At 46.3% G+C, this 22,683-nt stretch carries 19 protein-coding genes and 1 pseudogene; 14 read left to right on the top strand and 6 right to left on the bottom strand.

The window, feature by feature from the left end:
- Positions 1-4: 4 nt before the first annotated feature.
- From NSQ24_RS25725 to istB, 9 genes are all read left to right on the top strand, one after another.
- A complete protein-coding gene (locus tag NSQ24_RS25725) occupies positions 5-4,270 on the top strand; it encodes a TIGR02680 family protein (RefSeq protein ID WP_339166912.1) in 4,266 nt (1,421 codons plus the stop codon).
- Positions 4,251-5,627: a TIGR02679 domain-containing protein gene (locus tag NSQ24_RS25720; protein WP_024985532.1), complete on the top strand. Its 1,377-nt coding sequence runs from the start codon at positions 4,251-4,253 to the stop codon at positions 5,625-5,627. The genes NSQ24_RS25725 and NSQ24_RS25720 overlap by 20 nt, the downstream gene beginning before the upstream one ends.
- A 176-nt stretch (positions 5,628-5,803) precedes the next feature.
- Positions 5,804-6,022, top strand: coding sequence for a GNAT family N-acetyltransferase (locus tag NSQ24_RS25715; protein ID WP_081787888.1), 219 nt, complete (start codon positions 5,804-5,806; stop codon positions 6,020-6,022).
- A 332-nt stretch (positions 6,023-6,354) separates the two neighbouring features.
- On the top strand, positions 6,355-7,623 hold the full coding sequence (locus tag NSQ24_RS25710; protein ID WP_339166910.1) for a helix-turn-helix transcriptional regulator: 1,269 nt from the start codon (positions 6,355-6,357) through the stop codon (positions 7,621-7,623).
- A 21-nt stretch (positions 7,624-7,644) separates the two neighbouring features.
- Positions 7,645-7,794: a hypothetical protein gene (locus tag NSQ24_RS25705; RefSeq protein WP_157211817.1), complete on the top strand. Its 150-nt coding sequence runs from the start codon at positions 7,645-7,647 to the stop codon at positions 7,792-7,794.
- Positions 7,795-8,023: 229 nt separating this feature from the next.
- Positions 8,024-8,323, top strand: a complete 300-nt coding sequence (locus NSQ24_RS25700; RefSeq protein ID WP_003388790.1) for an aspartyl-phosphate phosphatase Spo0E family protein — start codon at positions 8,024-8,026, stop codon at positions 8,321-8,323.
- A 157-nt stretch (positions 8,324-8,480) separates the two neighbouring features.
- Positions 8,481-8,876: a hypothetical protein gene (locus NSQ24_RS25695; protein WP_122958819.1), complete on the top strand. Its 396-nt coding sequence runs from the start codon at positions 8,481-8,483 to the stop codon at positions 8,874-8,876.
- 332 nt (positions 8,877-9,208) lie between these two features.
- Positions 9,209-10,717: an IS21 family transposase gene (gene istA, locus NSQ24_RS25690; RefSeq protein ID WP_024985261.1), complete on the top strand. Its 1,509-nt coding sequence runs from the start codon at positions 9,209-9,211 to the stop codon at positions 10,715-10,717.
- Positions 10,714-11,457, top strand: a complete 744-nt coding sequence (gene istB / locus NSQ24_RS25685; RefSeq protein ID WP_025846873.1) for an IS21-like element helper ATPase IstB — start codon at positions 10,714-10,716, stop codon at positions 11,455-11,457. The genes istA and istB overlap by 4 nt, the downstream gene beginning before the upstream one ends.
- A 316-nt stretch (positions 11,458-11,773) precedes the next feature.
- On the opposite strand, the gene NSQ24_RS25680 is transcribed toward istB, so the two are convergent.
- The 4 genes from NSQ24_RS25680 to NSQ24_RS25665 form a co-directional block, all read right to left on the bottom strand.
- Entirely contained in the window at positions 11,774-12,151 is a 378-nt protein-coding gene (locus NSQ24_RS25680) for a VOC family protein (protein WP_024983653.1), read from the bottom strand.
- A gap of 52 nt (positions 12,152-12,203) precedes the next feature.
- Positions 12,204-13,067 carry an AraC family transcriptional regulator gene (locus tag NSQ24_RS25675; RefSeq protein ID WP_024983654.1) on the bottom strand — a complete coding sequence of 288 codons (864 nt, stop codon included), beginning with the start codon at positions 13,065-13,067 and terminating at the stop codon, positions 12,204-12,206.
- 442 nt (positions 13,068-13,509) lie between these two features.
- Positions 13,510-13,887 (bottom strand): hypothetical protein, encoded by a 378-nt coding sequence (locus NSQ24_RS25670; RefSeq protein ID WP_003388788.1) that lies wholly within the window; start codon positions 13,885-13,887, stop codon positions 13,510-13,512.
- Between the two features lie 488 nt (positions 13,888-14,375).
- Positions 14,376-14,975: a nitroreductase family protein gene (locus NSQ24_RS25665; RefSeq protein ID WP_339166905.1), complete on the bottom strand. Its 600-nt coding sequence runs from the start codon at positions 14,973-14,975 to the stop codon at positions 14,376-14,378.
- Positions 14,976-15,134: 159 nt separating this feature from the next.
- Here NSQ24_RS25665 and NSQ24_RS25660 point away from each other — a divergent pair, with 159 nt between their 5' ends.
- The 5 genes and pseudogenes from NSQ24_RS25660 to NSQ24_RS25640 form a co-directional block, all read left to right on the top strand.
- Complete coding sequence (locus NSQ24_RS25660) at positions 15,135-15,662, top strand: MarR family transcriptional regulator (protein ID WP_339166903.1); 528 nt, start codon at positions 15,135-15,137, stop codon at positions 15,660-15,662.
- A complete protein-coding gene (locus NSQ24_RS25655) occupies positions 15,659-15,961 on the top strand; it encodes a VOC family protein (RefSeq protein WP_243014807.1) in 303 nt (100 codons plus the stop codon). The genes NSQ24_RS25660 and NSQ24_RS25655 overlap by 4 nt, the downstream gene beginning before the upstream one ends.
- 629 nt (positions 15,962-16,590) lie before the next feature.
- Complete coding sequence (locus NSQ24_RS25650) at positions 16,591-18,699, top strand: TerD family protein (RefSeq protein WP_339166901.1); 2,109 nt, start codon at positions 16,591-16,593, stop codon at positions 18,697-18,699.
- 469 nt (positions 18,700-19,168) lie between these two features.
- Positions 19,169-20,557, top strand: a complete 1,389-nt coding sequence (locus tag NSQ24_RS25645) for an amino acid permease (RefSeq protein WP_172920908.1) — start codon at positions 19,169-19,171, stop codon at positions 20,555-20,557.
- Positions 20,558-20,749: 192 nt separating this feature from the next.
- Positions 20,750-20,866, top strand: a pseudogene (locus NSQ24_RS25640) (HTH domain-containing protein); the annotation flags it as partial.
- A gap of 81 nt (positions 20,867-20,947) precedes the next feature.
- Here the strand turns inward: NSQ24_RS25640 and NSQ24_RS25635 are convergent.
- Both NSQ24_RS25635 and NSQ24_RS25630 read right to left on the bottom strand, forming a co-directional pair.
- Positions 20,948-21,553, bottom strand: a complete 606-nt coding sequence (locus NSQ24_RS25635) for a response regulator transcription factor (protein WP_003388779.1) — start codon at positions 21,551-21,553, stop codon at positions 20,948-20,950.
- Positions 21,550-22,671 carry a sensor histidine kinase gene (locus NSQ24_RS25630; RefSeq protein WP_003388778.1) on the bottom strand — a complete coding sequence of 374 codons (1,122 nt, stop codon included), beginning with the start codon at positions 22,669-22,671 and terminating at the stop codon, positions 21,550-21,552. Before NSQ24_RS25630 ends, NSQ24_RS25635 begins: the two co-directional genes overlap by 4 nt.
- Positions 22,672-22,683: the final 12 nt, after the last annotated feature.

Raw genomic sequence — 22,683 nt, 5'->3', positions numbered from 1 at the left:
CAGGATGGAAGCGAATAGATGGCAGTTGTCCAGAGCGGGTTTGGTCAATTTCTGGTATTACGATGACGAGTGTTTTGAATTTGCCAATGGCAAGCTGTTGCTGCGTGGAACCAACGGCTCTGGAAAGTCGGTAACGATGCAAAGTTTGCTGCCGGTAGTACTGGACGGCAAAAAAAGTCCGGATCGCCTGGACCCTTTTGGTTCCAAGGCAAGGCGGATGGAAGACTACTTGCTGGGGGAAAAGGAAGTAACCGGCCGTGATGAGAGAACCGGCTATCTGTATTTGGAATTTTGCAAACCGTACACGAATCAATTCATGACGATCGGGATCGGTTTAAGAGCCAAGCGCAATGCGCAGATGGACTTCTGGGGCTTTTCCGTTCAGGACAACAGAAGGATTGGGCATGACCTGTTTTTGTACCGGCTGGTATACAATGCGGAAAAGCAGGAGCAAGAGCGCATTCCGCTGGGTAAACGGGAACTGGAGAAGGAGATCGGCCCCGGGGGCAGGGTCGTTTTCTCGCAAAGCGATTACGCGGAGATGGTGAACAAACTTCTTTTTGGGTTCCCTTCACTGGAAGCTTATGAAGATTTGATCAAGCTTCTGATTCATTTGCGGAGTCCCAAACTGTCCAAAGACTTTAAACCGACTGTGATCTACAATATCCTGGAAAATTCGTTGCCGGGTCTCTCTGATGAAGAGCTGCGCCCTTTGTCCGAGGCGATTGAATCAATGGACCGTACGAAACTGCAACTGGAACAATTGGAGCGGGACCAGAAGGCGCTCTCGAGGATTGCTAGGGAGTACACCGAATACAACCGGTATATCTGGTACGATAAAGCGAAGGGGTTGGCCGATGCTGTCAACGCAGCTCGGGCTGCGCAAAACAAGGTGGAGGAGTACCGGCACCTGCTAGTCCAAAAGGATGATGAAAGAATTCGATTGCAATCCCAACTGGATACCTTCAGAATAGAACAGCAAACCCTTACAGAAGAACATGAGCGTTTACAGGATCACGACATCTCAAAGGCGGAAGAAGAACGGATCAAGGTTAAGCAGCAGCTACAGCAGGAACAGCGTCGCTTGGAGGATAAGCAGAAAGAAAGCGATGGCAAACGGGTAAAGGTCAATCAGTTGCGACTGACCATTGAAGATATCGGTGTGAATATCAAAAACGCCGAAGATCAAATGGCCGATCTGCTCGAAGATATGGAGCAGGCGGTGGAGGAAAACGAATTTCCTGCGCATGAGATGGCCCGCAGGGAGTTTGAAAAGGCGCAGCCAGGATATTCGATGGAACTGTGGCAAAAGGAGTCGCGGGAATATCGGAACCAACTACAGCTGACTCATCATCAGGCCGTAAAGACAGCAGAGGCGGAACGGATTCGCATGGAAGCGGAGCGTGCGCTGGGTGACGCTCAAAAGCAGGTGGATGAATATCAACGGGAAAAAGAAAAATGGGAACTTGTGGTAGAGGAGGAAAAAGAGAAATTGATCGCCCGTATGCACCAATGGCAGGGAGAGGTGAGCGAGCTTCTGCTATCACCCGAGACGGTGCGTGAAACGATTCGGCAGATTGCTCAGTTCGAATCGTCAGTTCGCTTTGAAACGGTTAGAGATCCGATCGTTTACGCCTATCAGCTACTGCGCCAGGATTTGCGCGATCTCCATGGGAATGTGCAAAGGCAGGTGCAGGAAAAGCAACGGGAGCGTGAGCAAGCCGAAGAAGAGTATCGCATGTGGCAAACTAGAAAAGATCCAGAACCACCCCGCCATGAGCAAACAACCAGAGCGAGAGAGTGGCTGAGTGAGCAGGGAATTCCACATGTGCCGCTCTATGCTGCAGTGGAGTTTCGACAGGAAGTGCCGGAGATGGTACGCGCTGCAATAGAATCTGCTTTGTCGGAAGCGGGACTGCTGGACGCATTGATCATTCCCACGTCATATCTGGATCACATAGATGTTTGGGCCGAATATGTAAAAGACAAAGTGATCGTGCCGGATCCTCAACTACTTTCGTATACGATCAGCGAATGGTTGATACCAACCCCTACGGAAGGGACAGGAATTATTCAAGAGGAGATTGAAGCGGTACTGCATACAATTTTGGCGGAAAGAACTACCGGGTCATCCTTACCTGCGTTTGTTACAGCAAGCGGAAGCTTTGGAGTGGGCGTCTTGAGCGGACATGCTCCTGTCATTGAGAAGTCGGTATATGTGGGACGCGAAGCGAGACGCAGGTATCGTGAGGAGCAATTGGCGCTCTGGAAACAGCGTTTGGAGGATTTGGACAAGGAACTGGAAAGCCTTCAGGAAAAAATGAGTGATATAGAAAAACGTCTCCAGATTCTTGCCGAAGAATTTCAGGGCATTCCCTCCGAAAAGGATTTGTTGGACGCTTTGCAAGCGGTGGAACAATCAAAACAGCGGTTGACAGTATGGCAGGAGGAAGTACACAGACGCAACCAAAGAGTGCGAGAAGCGATCGAAATGCTTTATAAGGAACGTGATCTCCTGAAACAAACAGCAGAGGGGCTGACGATCCCGTTGGATGTAGATACGCTTCGCCATGCCCTTCTGTCCATGCAGGACTACATGGACGATCTGCGCAAACTGGAAACCGCCTACCGCGAAAAGTGTAACCTGCTCCTACGGCAGCGAGAGACCGAGGAGATGCTGGAAGATACGAACTATGAATGGGATCGGTTGCGCGGAGAGGTTAATGTCGCTGAGGGGGAAGTGGAAAAGCAGAAGCAACGCTTGCAAGCGATTGACCGCATGCTGGCCACTCAGGGAGCCGAAGAGATCCGGGAAAGAATCCGCTATTGTAAGAATAGACTACACAGGCTGCCCGACGAGTTGCAAGCCACATCGAGGGCAATCGGGGAAGCCGACAACAGCAGTAAGCAACTTCAGGAAAATCTGCTCGAAGCGGAAAAGGTCGCAGAAGTGCGAGAACAACTTCAGACCGCTTGGTGGAAAGTTTTCTCTGACGAATATGCGCTTGGGCTCTGGGGTTATCTCGACGGCTTTAAGGAAGATGGTGATCCGGCAGAAGGTGAAATGCACAGGCTGGATGACGTGGCATTTCGCGTACTGAAAAAGTTGCAAGCAGTAATGACTAGTCGTGAGCGAGAAACTTTTAACAATCAACTGCAAAGGATCTTTGAAACAGAACGGCAAATCAACTTGCTTGAGTATCAGCCATCACTCGATTACGCGCTACAGTTCAAGGTGGAAGAAGGATGGGAGGAACAAGCGGAAGCGCTGTCGCTGTCCCATCTTTGGACCGAGCTGAAAACAAGAGCAAGACGTCGCACGGTGCTGTTAGAGTATGAAGGAAAGAGATGCCACCCGTACATGCTGCTGGAAAGGCTGGATCACGAGATTGACTTGCACCGCCTGTATCTGACCGCAGAGGATCGGAAAATCTTTGAAGAGGTAATCCTGCAGAGTGTTGGACGGGTGATCAAACATCGAATTCACCGTGCGGAAAAATGGGTTGAAAGAATGAATGAACTGATGAGACAGCGGAACAGTTCGAGCGGCCTCACCTTCTCCTTAAAATGGATACCCCGAACTGCGGAAGACGAGTCTCAGATAGACACGGCTGAGCTGGTCGAGTATTTGCGAAAAGACCCAGCCTTGATGAGGGATCAAGACATCGAGCGAATCACCAACCATTTCCGTTCCCGTATCGAGCGGGCCAAGCGAGATCTGGCAGACTCTGCGGAAGGTGGCGGACAAACCCTCCACCAAATCATGAGGAGGATTCTGGATTATCGCCACTGGTTCACCTTTAAACTGTTCCATAAGCGGGAAGGAGAAGCAAACAAAGAGCTGACAGATCGCATCTTTTTCACATTTAGCGGCGGAGAAAAGGCAATGGCCATGTATATCCCGCTCTTTTCGGCTGCCTATTCCCGATATATGGAAGCTGACCCGCAGGCACCCAGGGTCATTTCACTTGACGAAGCATTTGCCGGAGTGGACGAAAACAACATACGTGACATGTTTATGCTGGTTGAACAACTAGGTTTTAATTATATCATGAACTCGCAAGCGCTTTGGGGAGATTATGACACGGTCTCTCGTCTGGCTATCTGCGAATTGATACGGCTCAAAAATGCCGCTTTTGTATCCGTAGCCCGATACCTGTGGGATGGCAGCACCTTGTATGTATTGAATGAAGAATGGGAGGACTGGAGCCAGACTGAGGTGGCAGTTAGCTTGGAAGAGGAGAATACGGATGATGATGACAGACCATAAACTGCTGCAGCAAGCGGTGGCCTATTTTCGTTCACAATCCCAAGGTTATGATCGACTTTTTCGGGAACTAAAGCGAAAATATAGAAGTTTGGGTTACCTTGGTGGGAAAGTATCGATACGGAGCATGACCCCGGCAGAAGCAGAGGCACTGACAGGCTTGCTGAATCGTCCATTAGATACCGGTACTAATGAAATCATCCGTGTAACAGATATAGAACAGGGATTAACGAAAACTAAGTTTTCTGAAGTGCCACTGCTGGATATTTTGGAGGGGTATTTCGGCGAGTCTCTGATCAGTAAAAAAGAGGAACAACTCCAGAATCTCCAGGTTTGGAATAAATTCTGGGAGGAAGTATTAGTTGAAACAAGTGCTTACAACCATCCCTTAGCGAAAGAGTGGATACAGGGGTTGTCCCAACACGAAGGAGTAGGCGCGATGGCAGTTCGGCAATGGTGGAATACGTCTCCCCAAGATATCAAGCGATGGTTGCTGTTAGTAGTAAAGGCGATGTACTATCTTGATCGCATGGAGCCGACAGCATATATACGCCTGCCCGTTCTGTCTACTCATATGACAGGAAATCCGCATGCTTTTGACATGAATTCACCATTGGGAAGATTGTTGCTCTATGCCCTTTGTTACATAAGAGGGAAAAACGCTCCAACCAATTCAGAGGATACCATGCAAATTCTGTACGATCATCGTATATTGCGGGATGATCTGTCTTCACAGGTTGTGGTTAGCGGGATCCGTGGTAAAAATGATTGGGGAAGCAGTAAAGTGGGGAGCAAAAAAGAAGTAGTTAGCCTTCCTCTTCGCACAGTTGTTAGATGTACGGATTTTGAGCCATATTTGCAGGAAGAATCGCCCAAACATGTGTGGATAGTGGAGAATCCCTCAGTATTCTCATCATTATTGGATCAATGGGAACATGAATTTAAAGAGAGACCATTACCTCCTTTGGTCTGTTCTTCCGGGCAGTTCTCCCTGGCGGTTCTTGCTTTATGTGATCGACTGGTATCTGCAGGTTGTCAATTGCATTATTCAGGAGATTTCGATCCTGAAGGCTTTCAGATGGCCGTACGGTTATGGCGTCGCTATGGAACAGGGAACATACTATTCTGGCGATACACCCCGGAGGACTACGCTTCCGTGACCCAAGATATTCATATCGAGGAGTGGAGGTGGAACAATCTTCACAAGCTGATTGTTGAAGTGGAAAACCAAGGATTTCCCACCCCATTTGTCCAGACCGTTAAAACAGCTCTTCAACAGCGAACCCCGGTATATCAGGAATCACTAGTGGATCAACTTTATAACGATATAAAATCAGCGTTGATACCAATATCCGTTTGAAAGGCTTCAAAATATGCTAAGGTGGCTAATAAGAAGATCAGTAAGAGGTAATTCCGGATGAATCCACTGAATAAATCTTCGAAGCGTACGGATCAGGTTAGATATGAGATTGTACTCATTCCTGCAGAGCTTATAGATATTGTAAAAGAAAAACTGGGTGTTTATTTGGGATTACGATGAGAATACACAGGAAAGCAGCGGAGGTCGGGGTGGAGACATTGGAGGACTATCGAGGAAAAGGATATGCAATTCGATTGGCATCTTCCTGGGCTAACGCTATACGCCAGTCTCAAAGAATCCCTTTATATAGTACATCATGGGAAAATTACTCGTCGCAGTCTGTTGCAAAACGCCTTCAACTTCACTTTTATGGAACGGATATCTCAATATATTAAGATCTGCAAAAAGAGTACTCTACAAAAAGGCCATCCCAAAAGGATGGCCTCAAAACTTTTCGTAACAGACAACACGGTGAGCCCTACTACAAATAACCGCAACGGTTTTTTGAATTGTTTCCATTACTAGCACTTGAGTCCCAGAGTGTAATAAATAATACCTATGTTCCTGCTAGGAGGGAAAAAATGGCGGTACCTGCGAGGAAAGTTACAGCGACTAACCTGTCGAAACACCAAAAGAAACTTTTATCGATCAAAGAAAACTTGAATTACCCAGTTCGTCATTGTAAAATTTGTAAAATATAGGATAGTTTTTCCGGGGGCGATTTATTTTGAGTTCAACGATTGGAACATATACAACGATAGGCGACCTCATAAAGAAATACAGGGGCGACTTATCTTGGGGGGAGTTGTCAAAGCTAACAGGCATTGAAAAAAGCATCATCAGAAAGATTGAAAACGGCGACACAAAGAGACCCGAGTTAAAAACAATTATACCTATATTCAAAGCGCTAAACGCTCCACGCGAAGAAGTAATCGAAACTTGCATCATGACGGAGAATCGGTTGTCCGTTTTGCGTGAATTATTGTCGGAAGCGATTCATTTAGTAAACGCAAACCTCATCGAGAAAGCAACCGTTCGTTTGCTGGAATGCCCCCAAGCGAAAAGCGAGGAGATCGTCGAAGAGTTGTACCATACTGCAATTTCAGTTGACGATACAGGTGTGAAATGCCTGCTTTTCAACAATATCGTACAGTATTGCAGGCTGCGCGGTATTCAACCCTATACAGCGAAGGCTTTATTTCAAAAATACCGCATTGATCGGACAGAGGTCAGTCAACTGGAGGAAGCTTATCGTCTTGGAAAAGAGGTTTTGTATTACACAGACTTTTTAAGCCAGGAAGAGAAGATCACGCTCTACTATCTGATGGCGTACGATGCCCACGATATGGAAAAATACGAGGAATGTATTGCGTACGGAAAAACGGGACATGCCGAGGACCCAACAAACAATGAGGTGAAAGAGCGGGTCGCTCTGGCTATATGCAACTCTTACTTTCATTTAGGCCGATATGATGAGATGGAAGAGCATATTCAACAGTATGAGAGCTTGGGCTATGAATTTATCAAGGTACGTTCCAAATACCTCCGGGCTATCATTTTATCGAAAAAAGGGTACTACAACGAGGCTATACCGTTATTGCGCGAGTGTGTAACAGAGGCAACCAAGAACAATCGGATCCATCGGGTGAATCAGCTGCTAGAGGCATTGCTAGGCATAAACGATACAGACTCGATTCAACAGATCATCGACACCGAGGAGAAACATTTTGCGTTTGATTTTCAGAATACATACACATTTTCAGAGCTAGGCAAATTTTTTCGCTATAAGGGTTCCTTTCTGGTCTCGCGTGGTTTGTTTGATGAGGGGATGGAGGCCTATTTGCAAAGTATTATGTACTTTGGGAAAATAAATGATCGCGACAAAATCTTGTCTTGCGCGGTAGAAATCAATAAGCATCACTGTGAGTTCGGTAAAGAACATTTGGGACTTCTGAAAAGGCTTAATGAGGTATATAATATAGTAAATATAAATTGAAGGAAAAGGAAGGGATGTAAAATGAAGAAATTCTTTCATATTTTTTCCTCGGTCACATTGGTAATTGCCTGCGCCTTTTTTATCGGTTCTATTGATGCCGGAAAGAATGCCGGAAAGAATGTCGGAAAAGACAAACCTATTGTTGTATACACTGACAACCCACAGGGATAATAAACCAGTCATGATTCCTACTTTATGATCTATATGATCAAAACTCGGTTCAAAAGGAACGCTCTTTTCAAGGGCGTTCCTTTTTATTTTCAAAGAGAAACGGGTGGGTCAAAGGCATTTTTTTCCAAGGTTTTCTTGCCCCATCTTGTAAACTACAGTTGGAGATGATCCAGATAACCGGATTGCTTGGTGTACAACATATTCTGGCGACTCGAAGGAGGTTGACAACATGGGAGCTGTTGAACGTAAAAAGGACGTTCCTCTATGCTGCCAAGCAAAAGGAACGCCTTCACCACGAGCGACAACATATATCGTTTCTATACATTGCAACCCTTTGTGTTTCGTAGAGGAAAGAGACTTGTACCAGACAATAGAAGATTTACGGCGCGAACTTGTTCGACTGGTGCAGGAGAAGGGAAGCTTTACGGATGAAGTTGTGGTAGAGCTGAGTCAGCGTTTGGACGGTTACATTTACGCTATTCAATCAGATAGACATAAACGGTCAAACATTACTACAGAGGAAGGCTAAGGCAGGGGTAAAGGGATTGTAGATGGATTTGCACGTTTTGTGATATTACGGAAAAAATATCAAAATACAGATAATTGGTGAAAAATCACGAAAGTAAAAAGCTGAATAAAATTGTGATACTTACTAATAAAACTAAGGTAAGGGGGAGGGGATTAAAGTGAGCAAGAAATCAGTATTACTCATTTTTGGGTTAGCGGTGGTCTTTATGACTATTTGGGTTTATGCCACTCAAAATAGTAGCTTGACTTTCAATGGGGAAAGTGACCACTGGAAAGGGAATCTTAAGATTACAGGAGCCCGACAACAACTTGATCAAGAACTGACTTTGACATTTAAAGATGCTGATGCACCCGATACTCCCATAAATTTTTCTTTTAAAACTACCTTTGGTGGCGGAGAGGTAGCCGGAGCTAGACTTAGAAAAGATCAATCAATTACGTTTATAAGTGGTGGATCAGGGGGTGATCTCACTCAAGTCCCAGACGAAGAAATTACGGTAAATATTTATTGGGGAAGTTTCCATGAAGAACTGGTTCTAGGAAAAACTAAATAAGAAAGTGAGGAGATTCTACCCTCACTTTTTAAAATCCTGTTGGTTCAGTTCTTGTATTTATAGTCTTTTGAAAAGAGCCGTCGCAATAGATATCCGCTTTTACATACGCCTGAATCCAAGTGGTTCCAGTTGAGTTAACTGGAGGAACATTGATAATTGATGAATTCCAGATCCAAGAATATGATGTTGTGCTTGTCTCCCATCCGGGGGTGTGAATGCTAATCTAATAATTGACCACCTAGTGGTACATTGCTCATAAAAAAGTTGACCACCTGAGCACCTCTTTCCTGTATCTTGAAGTTGTCGGACCACAAGATATAGGAGGAAAGGAAATGCTTCAGATGGCTAATTACGAGTTTATCAGGAAACAACACATTCTGCTAGGAAAGTCGATTCGCCAAATTTCTCGAGAGACCGGCTATTCCCGTCAAGTGATACGAAAGGCTTTGAAATCCTCTGAGATTCCTGTGTATCAGCTTTCAAAACCGAAGCCAAAGCCAGTCATTGATTCTGTCAAGCCCATCATCTTGGAGTGGCTGCATCAAGATGAACAAGCTCCCCCGAAGCAGCGTCATACTGCCAAACGCATTTACCAGAGACTCGTTGACGAACATGGATTCACCGGCGGTGAATCTACTGTACGACGCTACGTCAGAGAGTTGCGGGTTTCTCCCCCTAAAGCATTTGTCCCTCTCGATTTCCCGCCAGGGCGCTTTGCTCAATTTGACTGGGGTGAGGTTACGGTTCATTTACAAGGGAAACAAGTAAAGGTTCAAGTCTTTTGTATGCGTTGCACATACAGCAGAAAGATTTTTATCAAAACATTTGCTCATCAGAAGCAAGAGGCTCTTCTCCAAGGTCATGTAGATGCTTTTGAATTTTTCGGTGCTGTTCCCCAAGTCATCACATACGACAACCTGACAACAGCCGTTAAGAAGGTATTGGAGGGTAAAAATCGCGAGGAACAAGAGCGATTTACTCAGCTACGTGCCCACTACCTGTTTGAAAGCTATTTCTGTGATCCCGGAAAAGGGCATCAAAAAGGCCAGGTGGAAAACCTCGTACAGTTTGCTCAGAGGCAATTTTTTACCCCTGTACCCAGTGTTTCTTCTCTGGAGGAGCTCAATCAAATCCTCCTCGAAAAATGTATCTCTTACGAGAATACAACCGTTCCAAGGTCTTCACTAACGGTTGGAGAAGCATTTGCTCAAGAGTTGCCTATCATGCTTCCATTGCCTCCACGGCCATTGGATTGTTTCCGTGTTGTACCCGTGAAAAGCAATACGCTATCCATGATCCACATTGAGAAAAATGCCTATTCCGTCCCCGTTTCCTATGCATCGACCCAGCTTACTTGCCGAGTGTTTGCTGAAAAAGTTGAGGTGTATCACGGAAAAAGCCTGATTGCGACGCATGAGCGGTGTTTGGAAAAGGGAAAGGAGATTTTGCAATACGATCATTATCTGGATTTACTTCTTATTCGTCCAGGAGCAGTTCTTTATGCTAGACCATTGCATCAGGCAGGATTACCCGCCATTTACCAAAAGTTCTTGGACAAGTGCCGCAACCGACCAGGAGGGATGAAGGAGTTCGTTCGACTCTTGCTTTTGCACCGTGAATTCGATACTTCTCTTGTCGAAGAAGCACTGGAGGAGGCCTGCCAAAAAGGGATGTTCCAATATGATGCCGTAAGGCAATTATTGTTTCAGCGAACATTGCCGGAACACCGTCTACCCCAACTCTCGTTGGTGGAGGATAGCTCTGTTCCACGTATTCAGGTAAAGGCCCCAGATCTTAGCCAGTACAATCGTTTGTTACAGAAAAGGAGTGTGGTTCATTGAGTACGAGTTTCCTGCTTGAAACCTACGCGAAACGCCTTCGCTTACCTGCGATTAAACGTGTCTATAAGGAAATCGCCCATGATGCTGCTGAACGGCAAATTCCCTACGAGGAGTTCCTCTTAGCCCTACTAGAGCAAGAAGTTCAGCAAAGGGATGCTAACCAAATCGCGAGTCGCATCAAGCACGCCAAATTCCCTTCTATGAAAACGCTCGATCAATTTGAATTCTCGGCGATTCCGTCCCTCAATAAGCCCAAATTGCTTCAACTGGCTCGTTGTGAGTACATCGAAAAGGCAGAGAACATCATGTTTATCGGAAACTCTGGCACTGGCAAAACTCATCTCTCCATTGCACTCGGGAAGGAAGCTTGCCATCATGGCTATTCCGTTCAGTTTTGGACTGCCGCTAAAATATGTAACGAGCTTATGGAAGCTCAGTCCCAAAAGCGAATCCTCCAGCTAGAGAGGCAATGGTTGAAAACAGATTTGATTATTTTGGATGAAGTCGGGTTTGTCCCTCTGAGTCGGACCGGGGCGGAGTTATTATTCCAATTTTGTGCGGCCCGCTATGAGAAAGGAAGCATGATCATTACCAGTAATCTGGAATTTACGGAATGGACACAGATTTTCAAAGATGAGCAAATGACGTCAGCCCTGGTTGATCGGCTTACCCATCGTGCCCATATCTTTGCAATGAATGGAGACAGCTATCGCTTTAAGCAGAGCATTCAAAGATCGTGATCATGAAAAAGTTACCCACCCGACGGGTGGATTGATTTTTGCCATGGTGGTCAATTTTTTGATGAGCACTGTGGTCAACATTTTGGTTGACATTCACACGGGGGAGTCCCATGGATTATCACTGTTCGGGTAATTTTTGGATATTGTACCACCGCACCAGCTCGTTTATCGGGCGTTTCGGATTGGGCGGGGGGAACCGTATCACAAATAGTGGTAAAGCAGAGAGTGGAAGTAACTCTGGATAAAGATTTCTTAAAGAGGCTAATTTAAATTGAAGGAGACCGTTGGTTATTTAAACGGTCTCCTTTTGGTTTTCTTATACTTGTACTTCACTCATAAATGCATGAGTATTATCTTCTGTATCTTTAAAAAATACCATCCATGTTTCTGTTTGTCCCATTTTCGCTACAACATGTGGTTCATCAATAAAGATAACTTCTTTACCTACTAAGCGCTCATAAGTATCTTTAATATTAGTTACTTGAAAATAAATAACTGAACTTGAATGAGCGAATTCATCTTTTTCTGGTAGTGATAACATTAGTCGCAACCCATCACATTCAAAGAAAGCCATACTATCAGTGTTAAATAAAAGGGAGAGACCTAATTTCTCTTTGTAAAAATCTAATGCTCTATTCAAGTCTTTGACAGGTACACCAATCTGTCCAACCTTTTGAACCATCGTTGTTTCCATAATACATTTCTCCTTTCAAATATCTATTCAAGATAAGCATAAATAATTCCCTCTAATTTTTCTTATCCAATATCACCTTTTTTCGATATTCTATAGGAGATATACCAACATGCTGTTTAAACATTTTACTAAAGGACACAGGGTTTTGAAATCCAAGTTCAAAGGTTATATCAGTCATATTTTTATCTACTTTTGATAATAGTTGCTTTGCTTTTTGTATTCTAAATTCTGAAATATGCTGATGGGGTGTTCTACCGTATATTTGATTGTATGTTCTTAATAAATGGTTAGGTGATAAACATGCAATCCTAGAAATTTCATCTAGTTTTATAGGTTGATTAAAATATGATCTAATATAATCATGTGCAATACTTACTCTTCTATATAATTCTTCACGTGTAGAATTGCGAATTGCATGTAATGATTCTATTTCTGTATATGTATTTAAGTGTTCATTTATAATGGAATACATTATCTTATGAAATTGTTCCTCATAACCAACGGAATCAATATCAAGACTAGGTAATATCTTCATGAAATTTTCCAGTTGAGAAGATAAAATACTATTTTTATGATAGGTTTTTTCAAAAAAGCCAATAGAACTTGTATCCTTAAACGGATCGCTTAGAAGACGATCATTTGTTTCTTTTAAGGAATGAAGGACTTCTTCTGCAAACCCATCTTTAAAGAAAAGACAAAAGGATTCTACAACTTTAGGTTCATCAATTGAAATTGTGTATGCACCTTTATTGAGGAGTAGGTATCTACTCTCTTCAACAGCAAAAAAGCCTTTGTTAGTTTTATAATGGGCTTTACCATTAAAGAATGTTTTAATGGACAGTTGACCATTTCCTTCCCAGTAAAACTGTTCACTTTTTGCATGCAATACGAAATTGTTAGATTCATTTTTTGTCATAATACAAACTCCATAATAGATAACTTATTTTTCCATAGTATTATTATACATAATAATAGAATTTTAAGTATGTTCATATATGTTACCAATGAATTTGGATGAACCGTATCATAAGTGACGGCAAGTTTTTTCGGTCTTGGAAAAGCGCATTGCCGGGCATGGGTTTGGGAAGGGCCACGCACGGCTGAAAAGTCGGCGCAAACGGGTTTCTGCAAGCGTTTTGGGGTCCACCAAACGATGCGGTACCTGGAGGGGGACTTTCGCTTGCGGAAAGCGAAAGTCCCCCTCCGCCGTCTTGGCGGAAGGGGCCAGTTCAAAAAATGCTTTTGGACAGTCGGGTCAAACTCAAGCTTGATTACGCTACGTCACTTATCGGCAGTTTACCATCCGACGCTTCGCAGTAGGAAAGGAACGTGGGTCCGGGCATAGCCCGCAAACCGCCTCACGGCCAGGCTTCGTCGACCCCTTCGAGCTCGGGGAGCCCCGCCTTGCGCCGCTGCTCGATGATATATTGGACGTACCACTCCGGGTTCTCGGTATTTTTCCGGATCGAGCGAATCGTACCCAGCCAGCGGTCGTTCCAGCTCATGCCGTCGGAGTTCACGTGTCCCCGCTTCTCCATCTCGATCGTCTGGTCGTACGAGGAGGCGGCAAAGATGCGCATCCTGGGCGTATCGAGCAGGATCACGTTGCCGTTCTCGTCCCGCCTGGTGTCGAATTCGTTGCTTCTTCCCTTGAGCACCGCGTAAGTTCCCGCCGCCGCCACGAATAGAATTGCGACTGCGGCGAGCGAACCGAATATCCACAGCATGACGTTCATCTTCCGGCCTCCCGAATCAAGGTATAGGCGGAACCCGAATGACCGAATCGGTCCGATATCTCGATCATAACACAAGGCGACCTTCCGACAGGGAAGTTTTTTTGTTATGGCTGCAGCGCATCGAAAGGGCGACACAGTGCAGGTCAAGGGCGGTTGAAAAGCCTTGCTGGTCTTGGAAAGTGCAGCAGGAATTAGTCAAAGAAAGTCAAGGTCATAACGGAGAAAACTTGCCGTTACAGGCAGCACGGAGAGCCGTACCATCAGTAGGGCAAAATATTCCCCCCACAATACCCATGCTATATCCACAGTACCCATGCTATATCTCTTCAGGTTACATTTAAACCCTTGCCATGCAAATACTCCGTCATGCCGCTGAGCGGCAATTGCAATTTGAGCAGGTCGATGTGACTTCGCGACCAGCCGGCGTCGCGGTTATTCTCGCTGCGGGTTTGGTAGTAGTGTCTCATGTCATGATCGTACGCTTCGATTCATTCCTTCAAATCGCTTTCGGATGGGTACCTATTTTCGAAGTAAACGGCTTCTAGCGGAAGGCGGGGCTTAATCTCAGGCTGCTGGTCGGGTACGCCGACAGCGATGCCGAAGAGCGGGACGACATATTCCGGCAGTGCAAGCATCTGGTCAAGCCGCCGAATATCTTTGGAGACTGATCCTATAATAACGGCGCCAAGCCCTAAAGATTCTGCAGCCAGTACGGCGTTCTGAGCGGCGAGCGCTGTGTCGGTGACAGCGATTTGATAAAAAACAGAGCTTTCCAGCATCATTCGCATATCCTGCTTCTCTTGCTCGGTACCCATAACCGTGAGTCGTTTTAAATCCGCGCAGAAAATGAACAGGTGTCCGTTCTCCTCAATATACGGCGTCTTTGTGATTTCGCTTAACTCCCGCTTCAGGGCGGAATCGGTAAGCCCGATAATCGAGTAGGCTTGCATGAATCTGGATGACGAGGCCATCTGGGCGGCCCGAACGATAGTTTCGATCTGGGATGGTGTCAGCTTTTCGTTTTTGAATTTGCGGATCGAGCGATGACTCATAATAGCTGCCAGCACTTCATTAAAGGTGTTATTCATGGCAAGGCACTCCTTATTCACTTTTGTTTCCTGGAAACAATATAACAGAAGGGATTTCGGGTGTCAATATTGTTTCCGGGAAACATTATTTACGAATCTTGATTTAATTTGTTATACTGAGGACAATGCTACGGTGAAAAGGAAAGGAACAAAGGGAACATGAATCAGCCTCACGATGAACGGTTGCTCCGGGAAGTGTTTGAGGTATTTACACGATTTGCAAAAAAAATACAGGAAGAGGACGATGAGGAAAAGGCTTGGATGTTGGCGCAAACCTCGGATGAGCAAGTGCAGGCCATATTGAGCGAGATGACGTTTATGATGCTTCATGTGTTGGATGGAATCGGCAAGCTCGGCCGGACGAATGGAAGCACGCTGTCTAGCCAATTCGGCATTCCTAAGGGAACCGTTTCTAAACTAACGAAACGTCTTAAGGTGCTCGGCTTGATCGCGTTCGAGACTATTCCGGGCAATAAAAAGGAACTGTATTTTGTGCTTACACCGCAGGGAGAGACGATCTATAAGCTACATGAGCGGCTGGAAGAACGCATCCAGGCCGCTGCGGCCCACTTTATGGCCGGGTATACAAGGGAACAACTGGAGTTCATCAGGGATTTCATGAACAAGCTGACGTCCCACTCTTTTCTTCAGCTTGACGAAGAACAAGCACGAGAGTCAAATTCTTGACGCTGCTTGGCGGTCCGCAATTCAAATTCACAGAGGCTATATCTTTTATTGTCCATTGTGATCATCAAGAAGAATTGGATTACTTCTGGGACAAGCTCTCCGAGGGTGGAGACGAGAAGGCACAGGTGTGCGGGTGGTTGAAACACAAGTTCGGAGTATCGTGGCAAATTGTCCCAAGCAATTTAACCGAAATGATATGCAGCCCCGATCCGGAAAGATCAGAAGGAGTAATGAAGGCATTACTTCAAACGAAAGCGAAAATCGATATGAGATCATTAGAGCAAGCATACGAGGGGTAATGTATATCCCGTGATGAAAAGGCCGTCCCACAAGGATGGCCTTTTCAATTTTCAACTTGCCGTTACCAGATTTGGCATCATGAAGCGCGCTCGCGGGAGAAAGATTATGATTCCGATTTCTGTCCATGAAACGCAGCAGTCGGTTGAAGACGATGGAGTCGGAATGGACGACGTTTTATTACAACGAATATTGGACAGAAAAGCAGATGGCAGGTCAGGGGTTGGATTGATAAATACAGATCGGCGATGAAAACGGTCACTCCGGGACGGGGCTTCTGTTTAAAAGTGCGGTAGGTACAGGGGCAACGGTAACTTTTCGTGTCCACAGCAGGATGAATAACAAGTAGTTGGGATAATGGAGGTGTCGTAATACATTCACCCTGTTCGCACCTCCAGAAGTCTGCGATGATGAATCCATCAAGGGTTCGATGTCACCGGGCTTCGCGCTTTGACCTCGGCCTTTGGCCTTCAGGCTATTGCGATCCTTCCTTCTATGACAAAATTGGAAAAGTAGGGTCGCAGCTTTCCTGAAGGATCATCAGGAGAGGAGGCATCCGGGCTTTCATATCCACCTTATCCTTCATTCTCTAACACGGAGTACGGATATAAAATTGCCTGGAGTCTTTGCGATGATCAATACCATCTATTTGCGGCGAGCAAACAAACTGATTGTGAACACGGAAAACGCGGTGCAAGGGTCTCCCCGACTTTCGGAAGCTTATTTGGCTACGGCCATGAAAAATATCGAACATCTCGGGTTTACGTTCTCGCCTCAATTCATGTACACCGTTCGTAGCTTGTCCAAAGAGCAGTTCGAAGCGTTCTATCATCAATTGGTAGCCGATCTAAAGCTGCTGGTTGGCGCTCACGTGGAGTACAAGCCGATGTACCCGGGCTTCCCGATGCAAGTGATGGAGTATCACGATGCCGAGCTTTACCTGAATGCCATCTATCACTATCTGACTCTGGATTTGCCTGAGTACGAGACGGTGCACAGACAGCCTTTATTGGATAAAGGAAACCTGAAAGTGATCGATCTTGGAACCAAAGCGGAGTTTCATGCCATGATCCGCCGGCTGATTCAAGCCAAGGTGTCGATCTCCGAGACAGACAGAGAAGACATCGATGCGGCGATCGGGTGGGCGGATTCGGCTGACTTGGATGAGATTCTCCCTTCGGAGATTCCGTTCAAGGAGAATGTCGGATTCGTGGTCGGTTCCCTATTAAAGCATGACAAGGCAGATATAAAGCTTATCGGGCGTTACATAAAGACCGCAACAGATGTCCTTCGTCTGGCTGTAGCCTGGTCACAAGGCGATGTCAGTCTCGCCGAGGCTGCGCGTTTCCGCAAATTCAAGCGCTCAGAGAGACGGCTGCTGCTTGGCTTGCTGGAACAATGCCACCCGATAACAGAGGATATGCTGAGATATAAACAGCGCTGGATTCGATTGGGCGAAATCCTGCATCCATCGAAATACAAGCATCAGTTTCCGCGATGTCAGGAAGCCTTCGATATTTTGCGCAATAACAAGTCATTTGCGACCTTCAACGCAAGCGTTGAACTCGCCTTCCAATCTCGTGATGTGTGGTCACTGATCGATCTATTGATGCAGCGTCCGGGCGAGTTTGCAAGAAGATTGGATCAGTTGCTAAGATCAACCGATGAGACGGAGTATGTAGTGCTGGCATTCGGCGAGGTCGCGAGCCAAGTATCGACGCCTGTGCTCTTGCAAGTGAAGTCTCATTTTGCACATCGCCATGAGCCTCACGATCTGCGAATCTTTTTCCCAAAAGGAATTGTGGCCAAAGCGTTTGCGATCCCCAATGCTCTCCCCGAGATAGATGCAGCGGTATGCCAAGACATCGTGCAGTTGTGCGATCAGGTGCTCATCCAGCGGTTTTCGGCGCTGGCTCCGCTCGGGAAGACGTATATCGATGAACGCTTGAAGCGGTACCATGTCCCGTTCTCCCAAAGATCGGCAAGCAAAGCCTTGCGTACGATTTTCCGGGGAAGCCGTTTGCCGATACCAGAGGGGGATACGATTCGTTTCTTCAACTGGTGGAAGGAGGGCATGGTTGACGGCAAGCCTACGGATCGTGTAGATATTGATTTGTCCGCTGTCATGTATGATCGAAACTGGGAGTATGTCGAGCATATTTCCTATACCAATCTCCGATCCTCCAAGTATCGGGCCGTGCACAGCGGTGATATCGTGGCAGCTCCCCAGGGAGCGTGCGAGTTCATTGATCTGCATATTCCGTCCATTGTCGATTATGGCGGTCGTTATATTGTGGCTGCGCTTCATTCTTTTACCGATCAGCCTTATTGCGACTTGCCGGAGTGTTTCGTGGGCTGGATGATGCGAAAGAAACCGGGGTCTGGCGAGATCTTCGAGCCAGCGACGGTGGAAAATAAAATCGATGTCGCAGCCGATACGCAGATTGCGATCCCCGTCATTTTCGATCTGGTGGAACGCACAATCATCTGGACCGACTTGGCGCTGACGAGAAATCCCGGCTACTACAACAACATAGAGGGGAACCAAAAAGGGATGGTCTTGATGGGGAAAGCCATGACTGCATTGCGGAAGCCAGACCTGTACGATTTATTTACGCTCCATGCCCAGGCAAGAGGGGAGCAAGTGAATACTCCGGAGCTGGCAGATGCGATTTTTTCCGTGGAAAACGGAGTAACTCCGTTTGATATTGAGCAGATTATGGCTGAGTTTCTTGTTTGAGTGAGAGTTTTATGCCTATCTCGGGTTGAGAGGAGCAGCATTGTACTGCTCTTTTTTTCATGGGGCTGTACAGTCTCAAAGGATAAACGTAAGCGTATGACTAGGCTGACTTTTGTTAGCTTCAATCAAAAAACGATTGATCAATAACATATTTTTTACTTTATATTTACACGAGACACATTGATTTACCAAATGTTTTTCCACCGAATATAATTGTGTTCACCAAAAAAACATATTACAATAAAAGCAATTCAGCAACGAACCCAAGGGGAATAGATGTTCCAGTTTTCTTACTATTGGGAATGCTGAGTAAAAAATGTGCAATCATGGAGTAGAACGGTTTCTTTCTATTACGTACAAACTATATGTACAAACACGGATACCCGCCTCTTCACTGCGGATCGGACCCAGGGTATCGAGAGCTTTCCCGAGAATTCAGCCAGAGGCAGCAGAAAGGAAGAGAACCGGAGTGGCAAACAAAGAATTGAACAGGGGCCTGCAAGCGCGTCACATCCAGATGATCGCTTTGGGCGGGACAATTGGTGTCGGTTTGTTTATGGGGTCGGCAAGCACGATCAAATGGACTGGTCCGTCCGTTATGCTTGCGTATGCAATTGTTGGGATTTTCATCTTTTTCATCATGCGTGCGATGGGAGAAATGCTGTATCTGGAGCCAAGCACAGGTTCGTTTGCGACCTTTGGCCACAAGTACATCCATCCCTTGGCCGGATATTTGACGGCTTGGAGCAACTGGTTCCAGTGGGTCATTGTCGGGATGTCGGAGATTATCGCGGTCGGGACGTATATGAAGTACTGGTTCCCGGATTTGCCCGCCTGGATACCGGGTTTGATCGCGATGGTGATTCTCGGTGCAGCGAACTTGTTCTCGGTGAAATCATTTGGCGAATTCGAGTTTTGGTTTGCGATGATCAAAATCGTCACCATCGTCTTGATGATCGTTGCCGGGTTTGGCTTGATTTTCTTTGGTATCGGCAACGGAGGAGACGCGATCGGATTATCGAACCTGTGGGAGCACGGTGGCTTCTTTACTGGCGGTTGGACAGGCTTTTTCTTTGCGCTCTCGTTGGTGATCGGGGCCTATCAGGGTGTCGAGCTCATCGGGATTACAGCAGGGGAAGCCAAGGACCCGCGCAAAACGTTGACGAGCGCGATTCAAACTATCATTTGGCGCATTTTGATCTTCTATATTGGCGCGATCTTTGTTATTGTAACCGTTTACCCGTGGGATCAATTGGACGCGATCGGCAGTCCGTTCGTGGCAACCTTTGCGAAAGTGGGGATTACGGCTGCGGCGGGGCTTATTAACTTCGTCGTCATTACGGCTGCGATGTCTGGCTGCAACAGCGGCATTTACAGTGCGGGACGCATGCTGTATACGCTCGGTGTAAACGGACAGGCTCCCAAAATATTTACGAAGCTGTCCGGCAACGGCGTGCCTTTGCTCGGAACGATCGGCGTTCTGGTCGGCTTGTTCGTAGGCGTTGTTCTGAGCTACATTGCGCCGGAAAATCTGTTTGTGTATGTGTACAGCGCAAGCGTGCTTCCCGGTATGGTTCCATGGTTTGTCATCCTGATCAGTCAAATCCGTTTCAGAAAAGCAAAAGGAGCGGAAATGGCCAACCATCCATTCAAAATGCCGTTTGCACCGGTGACAAACTACGCGACGATCGCATTTTTGATCATGGTACTGATCGGCATGTGGATTAACGATGAAACACGCGTCTCCCTGATTGCGGGTATTGTTTTCCTGGGTATTGTCGTGATCAGCTATTACGCTTTTGGCGTCGGCAAGGCCGCTCCATTGGCTGCGGACACGGATGATGAACACACGAACTGATAGAGTATCGGGCAAAAATAGAATAATCGCGATAATCGGGACATTGCTAAGCGATGTCCCGATTTTATTTTCTCAATCGAAGGCAGAAGCGGTGCTTTTGGCGAAAAAGTATTCTCAAAAGCTTTCCAAACAAGCGCGCAGGCCGCACAAAAACAAGGGAGGAAGCGTTGGCAACCAACGTGATACATAACAATGCGGGTAGATCGATTACTTTCCATGGTCCTGATCATCTCCAAAAAAGGGACGGTTACAGGCAAAGAGCTTGCAGAGCATTTTGAGGTATCGTTGCGAACCATTTACAGAGATATTTGTCCCATTTCAGCATGGAAAAAGAACTGCGGGAGTACTTGTTTCTGATCAACAAGGCGCTTAAGTTCTCGGTATAGGGATTTAAAGCCACCCTTTCTCATCGGCAATTTGCACGGCCTGCTGTCTCGATTCGGCTTCCAGCTTTTGTATCGCCGAAGATAAATAGTTTCGCACGGTTCCTTTTGTTAAGTACAGGGCCTTGCTGATGTCATCTGTCGTCATTCCTATTTTGGTCAGGCGCAGCATTTCGATTTCCCGTTCGCTTAACGGATTTTCCTCTTTCATAAAGAGTGTTGCCGCCAAATCCGTGCTGACCACGCGTTCTCCCTTCATCACTTTGCGGATGGATTCAATCAGAAAATCAATCGGTTCATCTTTTAGCAAGTAGCCATCCACCTGGGCATCGATCGCTTTCTTTAAATAGCCGGGACGGGCAAAGGTCGTGACAATCATGATTTTACAGGGCAGGTTGGCTCTTCTTATCAGCTCGGCCAACTCAAGACCGCTGATAAGAGGCATTTCGATGTCAAGCACGCACACATCAGGCTGGTGCTTTTGTATTGCCTCCCAGGCTTGCTTCCCATCCGAAGCTTCTGCCAGCACCTCAATATCGGTTTCAAATTTTAACAAAGAGGCGAAGGCGCCGCGAAGCATTTGTTGATCTTCTGCAATGACGACGCGAATCATAGCGCAGGGTCCTCCTTTCCTTGCCGACGGAGTGGAAGCTTCATGGAAACAACGGTTCCGCCCGTAGGCGAATCAGTTACGATGAAGGTTCCGTGAAGAGCTTGCATCCGCTCGTTCATCGACTGAATTCCATTTCCGCTTTTTTGGTTTACAAGCCCGACTCCGTCATCGGTAATCGTTACCCAATAATGATTGTCCATGGTTTCCAATTGTAGCGTACACCGCTTGGCCCGGCTGTGCTTGACGATATTCGTCATGGCTTCGCGGATAGAGAGAGCGACCATCGTCTCCTCCACACTGGATAACAGCGGAGGCTTCCCCTTTTCCACGACTTCAAATTCGATACCCGCTGTGTGCAGCAGCTCTCGGGAATGCTCTATTTCATTTGCCAGAGAGGTGAATTTCATATCAGAGACCAGTTCTCTGACTTGTTTCAAAGCGATTCTCGATGTGGCCAGGATATCCTTCAGCTCTTCCTTGGCCTGCGAGGGATCTTTGTCTATCCATTTTGTAGCCAGCTCGCTTTTCAATTTGATCATGGTCAGGGTTTGCCCCAGTGTATCATGCAGATCTCTCGCGATACGCTGCCTTTCCTCCTGTTGGATAAATTTTCCGAGCTGTTTATTTGCGGCATCCAACTCACCTTGCAGGGTCTTCGCTTTTTCTTTGATATAAATCACAATCGGAAAAAACATTTGAATAATCATAAACGGGAGAAGGATCGAATTCTCATCGAGAAGGTTGCCCGTTCTCTTCCAGAAAACAGCCATAAACATGAGGGCGATGGCTGCAATCCCTACACCAATATGCCATTTGGACTTTGATCTTCCCAGAAGATCAGCAAAGATGAACCCATAAAACAGGAGATTCGGACCGACATACATACCGAGCAGAGCAAGCGTAACAAAGCCGGTGAGAACGGCCGCCAAAAGGTATAGATTCCGATACCAAAGCCCCATGTAAAATGAAACGAGGAATGCCAGCAGAAGAATGAAGCTTCCCGAGAGACCAAGCGTTGAATTCGAACGTAGAACATAATAAAACAAAAACACAACCGATATGACATCTAAGAGCAGATAGTTTTTGATTTGTTCTCTCGGGTAGAGCTTCCTTATCATTGATAGCCTCCA

This window comes from Brevibacillus sp. FSL L8-0520 (assembly GCF_037963895.1).
Lineage (GTDB): Bacteria > Bacillota > Bacilli > Brevibacillales > Brevibacillaceae > Brevibacillus > Brevibacillus borstelensis.
The sequence above is the reverse complement of the archived record's forward strand: the minus strand, read 5'-3'. Positions and strand labels throughout refer to the sequence as shown.